This is a genomic window from Microbacterium sp. B24, from assembly GCF_000333415.1.
Taxonomy (GTDB): domain Bacteria; phylum Actinomycetota; class Actinomycetes; order Actinomycetales; family Microbacteriaceae; genus Microbacterium.
The window spans coordinates 1-4,600 of record NZ_BADB01000469.1 but is presented as its reverse complement, the minus strand read 5'-3'; the positions used below and the strand labels follow the sequence as shown (position 1 = coordinate 4,600).

Annotated in this window: 5 protein-coding genes and 1 pseudogene; 2 read left to right on the top strand and 4 right to left on the bottom strand. The window is 70.1% G+C overall.

Annotated features, from left to right (window positions below):
• A pseudogene (locus I5I_RS17680) lies at window positions 1-191 on the top strand (hypothetical protein); the annotation flags it as partial.
• A gap of 4 nt (window positions 192-195) precedes the next feature.
• On the top strand, window positions 196-1,560 hold the full coding sequence (locus I5I_RS13790; protein WP_036320984.1) for a DUF2252 domain-containing protein: 1,365 nt from the start codon (window positions 196-198) through the stop codon (window positions 1,558-1,560).
• Between the two features lie 3 nt (window positions 1,561-1,563).
• Here I5I_RS13790 and I5I_RS13785 read toward each other — a convergent pair whose 3' ends face one another.
• From I5I_RS13785 to I5I_RS13770, 4 genes are all read right to left on the bottom strand, one after another.
• Entirely contained in the window at window positions 1,564-2,007 is a 444-nt protein-coding gene (locus I5I_RS13785) for a heat shock protein transcriptional repressor HspR (protein ID WP_036320988.1), read from the bottom strand.
• Window positions 2,008-2,009: 2 nt separating this feature from the next.
• Complete coding sequence (locus I5I_RS13780) at window positions 2,010-2,993, bottom strand: DnaJ C-terminal domain-containing protein (protein ID WP_036320982.1); 984 nt, start codon at window positions 2,991-2,993, stop codon at window positions 2,010-2,012.
• 15 nt (window positions 2,994-3,008) lie between these two features.
• The gene (locus I5I_RS13775) at window positions 3,009-3,605 is read right to left on the bottom strand and encodes a nucleotide exchange factor GrpE (protein ID WP_036320978.1); all 597 of its coding nucleotides are present in this window, start codon (window positions 3,603-3,605) and stop codon (window positions 3,009-3,011) included.
• A gap of 12 nt (window positions 3,606-3,617) precedes the next feature.
• The coding region (locus tag I5I_RS13770) for an Hsp70 family protein (protein ID WP_036320975.1) at window positions 3,618-4,600 on the bottom strand (983 nt) is incomplete at its 5' end.

Below are 4,600 nucleotides of genomic sequence, written 5' to 3'. Positions count from 1 at the left end.
GGCTCGTCGTGTTGGGCGTCACCAGCGCCACGGTCATCTCCGCCCTCACCGACCAGATGCAGCGCGTGGGGCAGCGGCTCGAGGACGACCGGGCGGCAGCGATCGGACGCGGCATGGCGTCGGCGTCTGCCTCCACCCCGGACCGCGCGGACGCAGACGCCGCGGGCGGCCCCGATTCGGTGCCATCATGAGCGCATGACCACCGCCGCCTGGACCGCGCCCGACTCTCGCCAGGTCGCCTTCGACCAGGGCCGCGCGCTGCGGAGGGAGCTGCCCCGCCGGATCCTGGCGGAGCTGCCGACACGTCCGCGTGATCCCCTCGGCATCCTGGCCGCGCAGGCCGCCACGCGGGTCGCCGAGCTCCTGCCCCTCCGCGATGAGCGGATGTCCGCCAGCCCCTTCGCGTTCTACCGGGGCACGGCGGCGCTGATGGCGGACGACCTCGCCGCCGGACCGCGCAGCGACATCCTCGTCGCCTCCTGCGGCGACGCGCACGTCGCCAACTTCGGTTTCTACGCGTCTCCGCAGCGCACGCTCGTGTTCGATCTCAACGACTTCGACGAGTCGGCGTGGGCGAGCTGGGAGTGGGATCTCAAGCGTCTCGTGACGAGCATCGTCGTGGCAGGTCAAGCGACCGGGCGCGACGATGCGGTGACCGCGGATGCCGCGCGCGCCGCCGTCCGCCGTTACGCTCGCGCCCTGGCCGTCGGCGAGGAAGTCACTCCGCTCGCCCGGTTCTACCAGCACTTCGACGCCGCGGGCGCGCTCGTCACGAGCGACAAGGCGTCGCGCAAGGTGCTGCGCGCCGCGATCGCGGATGCCGAGAAGCGCACCGGCGACAAGGCCGTGCGCAAGATCACGGAGGCCGATGCCGATGGGCGACTGCGCTTCGTCGAGCAGCCTCCGACGCTGACGCGCGTCACGCCCGACGTGGCGGCCGCGGTCGATGCGTCCCTGGCCCAGTACATCGCGACGACGCGCGCGGATGTGCAGCTCGTGCTCTCCCACTACACCTTCTCCGACGTGGCGCGTCGGGTCGTCGGGGTGGGCAGCGTGGGCACCCGCTGCTACATCGCCGTCTTCGTCGACGGAGACGGCGCCGCACTGCTGATGCAGGTGAAAGAGGCGGGGCGCAGCGTGCTCGAGCAGTACGGCGGCTGCGCACAGCCGGAGGAGCTCACGGCGTTCGTCGACCGCCACGGTCAGGGCGGGCGTGTCGTGGCGCTACAGCGCATTCTGCAGGGGTCGTCCGACCCGTTCCTCGGACACTTCCGCGGTGAGCGCGCCGACTACTACGTGCGCCAGTTCCGCGACATGAAGGGCGGCATCGACGCCGAAACGCTCGAGGACGGCCCGTTCCGTCTCTACGCGCAGGCGTGCGCGACGGTGTTGGCCCGGGCCCACGGCCAGTCCCCGAACGCCGCGAAGGTCATCGGGTACCTCGGTGAGGGGCGCGCGTGCGCCGAGGCCATCGTGGAGTGGGCCTACGGCTACGCCGCCCTCTCGCGGGCGGACTACGGCGCGTTCGTGGATGCCGTCGCCGCCGGCACCGCCTCGTAGCGGCTAGTCGTCGGACTCGGCATCCGCCGACGGAAGCGGACGCCACAGCACCACCTCGGTCGCCCGACGCACGCGCGTTCCGTGGCGGAGGGTCACGACCGATCCCGTCGCCCCCGCCGCGAAGACGCGGGAGCGACGGGCCAGTTCCTCCTGCAGACGCTGCTCGAGTTCGGCGACGCGACGGCGCAGTCCGCGCGCCTCGTTCTCGAGCTCGATCAGGCGCGAGATCGCCGGCAGACTCATGCCCTCGGCCGAGAGGGAGGCCACCTCGCGCAACTGCTTCACGTGCCGCAGCGAATACCGCCGCGACCCGCCCTGCGTGCGCCCGGGAACGACGAGGCCCAGCCGATCGTACTGACGGAGGGTCTGCGGGTGCATGCCGGCAAGCTCCGCCGCGACGGCGATCGCGAAGATCGGCGCTTCCTCATCGGGGTGCTCGTCGACCATGCTCACTCCCGGGCCTTGGCCATGAGGTCGGCGCGCGGGTTCTCCTTCGGCTCCAGCTCGTGGAAGCGCTGCAGTGCTTCCTTCGCCTGGTCGTCCAGATGCGACGGCACAGCCACCTGCACCTCGGCGAGAAGGTCGCCGGCGCCCTTCGCCGTGTGCACACCGCGACCCTTGACGCGCAGCACGCGCCCCGAGGGCGTACCCGGCGCCACACGCAGCTTGACCGGATCTCCCCCCAGAGTCGGCACCTCGATCGTGGCGCCGAGTGCGGCTTCCGTGAAGGTGACCGGAACCGTCACGCGCAGGTTCAGCCCGTCGCGGACGAACACCGGGTGCGGGCGCACCGAGACGCTCACGACGATGTCGCCGGACTCGCCGCCGTCCGGCGACGGGCGCCCCCGCCCGCGCAGACGGATCTTCTGTCCGTCGGCGACGCCGGCGGGGATCTTCACCTTGAACGGCTTGCCGTCCTCGCCCGCGAGGGTGATCGTCTCGCCCTTGACCGCGGTCTGGAAGTCGAGGGTGGTCCGTGCGGTCACGTCCGCGCCGCGCTGCGGGCCGCCGTAGCCTCGGAATCCACCGGTGGACTGCCCGAACCGTCCGGAGCCGAAGCCGCCGCCTTGGCCGAACATCGAGAACAGGTCATCGAAGTCAGCCGACTGCGCCGATCCGCGCGACTGTCCGAAGCGACTGAAGACGTCCTCGAACCCGCCGGAACCGGCGCCGGGCGCCTGGAAGCGCGCACCACCGGCGCCCATCGCACGGATCTGGTCGTACTCCTCGCGCTGGCTCTTGTCGGAGAGCACGGCGTACGCCTCGCTCATCTCCTTGAACTTCGCCTCTTTGGCAGGATCGCCCTGCGTCGAGTCGGGGTGATACGTCCGGGCGAGCTTGCGGTACGCCTTCTTCAGATCGGCCTCGGACACGTCCTTGGAGACGCCCAAGACCTTGTAGAAGTCCTTGTCGAACCAATCCTGACTGGCCATGGACACCTCCTCCCGTCAGTCAGCGGAACCGGCGACGACGACCTTGGCCGGCCGCAGTTCGATCGTGCCCAGGCGATAGCCGACCTCGACGACGTCGAGGATCGTGCCGTCCTCGACCCCTCCGGGGTTCGGGGCGTGGAAGATGGCCTCGTGCTGCTGCGGGTCGAACACCTCGCCCGCGACGCCATAGGTCTCCACACCAAGGCGTGCGACCACTGCGCGCAGCTTCTCCGCGATCGCCGCCAGCGGCGAGCCTTCGACCAGATCGCCGTGCTTCTCGGCACGGTCGAGGTCGTCGAGCACCGGCAGCAGCCCCTTGGCGACCGATCCCTTGGCGCGGGCGATCTCCACCTCGCGCTGGTCCTCGGTGCGACGGCGGTAGTTGGCGTACTCGGCCTGGACCCGCTTGAGGTCCAGGATCAGGTCGCGGTCCTCGGCGGAGGCCTCTGCGACGGCGGCCTCGTCGGTCTGCGGCGCATCGAGGATGTCGTCGACGGTCAGGTCGTCGCCCTCACGCTGGTCCCCCTGCGAGTCGGGGCCGGAGGCGTGCGCCTCCGACCCCTCGTCACCGGGGACTTCGTCGATGGGCTCTTCGAAGTCCTTGTTCGTCATGGTTCGATTCTCTTACTTTCCGGTTCCCGGCTTCTTGTCGTCCTCGTCCTCGACGACCTCGGCGTCGATGACGTCTTCCTCGGGGTTCGGCACGCTGCCGTTGCCCGGGTCGGCGACCGTCGGGTCGGCCGGCTCGCCAGCGGCCTGCGCCGAGGCGTAGATGGCCTCGCCGAGCTGCTGCTGCGACGCGTTGAGCTTGTCGAACGCCGTCTTCACGGCATCCTCGTCATCGCCCGCGAGCGCGGTCTTCAGCGCATCGACGTCGGCCTGGACGGAGGTCTTCACCTCGTCGGGGAGCTTGTCCTCGTTGTCCTTGATGAGCTTCTCGATCGAGTACGAGAGGGTCTCGGCCTGGTTGCGGACCTCGGCGGCCTCGCGGCGCTTCTTGTCCTCGGCGGCGTGCTCCTCGGCTTCGCGCACCATGCGCTCGATGTCGTCCTTCGGCAGCGACGAGCCGCCGGTGATCGTCATCGACTGCTCCTTGCCCGTGCCCTTGTCCTTCGCGGACACGTGCACGATGCCGTTGGCGTCGATGTCGAAGGTGACCTCGATCTGCGGGATGCCGCGGGGCGCGGGCGCGATGCCGGTCAGCTCGAAGGTGCCGAGCGGCTTGTTGTCGCGCGTGAAGTCGCGCTCGCCCTGGAAGACCTGGATGGCGACCGACGGCTGGTTGTCGTCGGCGGTCGTGAAGGTCTCGCTGCGCTTGGTGGGGATGGCCGTGTTGCGCTCGATGAGCTTGGTCATGATGCCGCCCTTGGTCTCGATGCCGAGGCTCAGGGGGGTGACGTCGATGAGCAGCACGTCCTTGCGCTCACCCTTGAGGACACCGGCCTGCAGGGCGGCGCCGACGGCGACGACCTCGTCCGGGTTGACGCCCTTGTTGGGCTCCTTGCCGCCGGTGAGCTGCTTGACCAGCTCGGTGACCTGCGGCATACGGGTCGACCCACCGACGAGCACGACGTGGTCGATGTCGCCGACCTTGATGCCCGCTTCGG

What these genes read in the sequence shown, in the direction of transcription:
- I5I_RS13790 (WP_036320984.1), top strand. Translation starts at nt 196, where the DNA reads ATGACCACCGCCGCCTGGACCGCGCCCGACTCTCGCCAGGTCGCCTTC.
- I5I_RS13785 (WP_036320988.1), bottom strand. Translation starts at nt 2,007, where the DNA reads ATGGTCGACGAGCACCCCGATGAGGAAGCGCCGATCTTCGCGATCGCC.
- I5I_RS13780 (WP_036320982.1), bottom strand. Translation starts at nt 2,993, where the DNA reads ATGGCCAGTCAGGATTGGTTCGACAAGGACTTCTACAAGGTCTTGGGC.
- I5I_RS13775 (WP_036320978.1), bottom strand. Translation starts at nt 3,605, where the DNA reads ATGACGAACAAGGACTTCGAAGAGCCCATCGACGAAGTCCCCGGTGAC.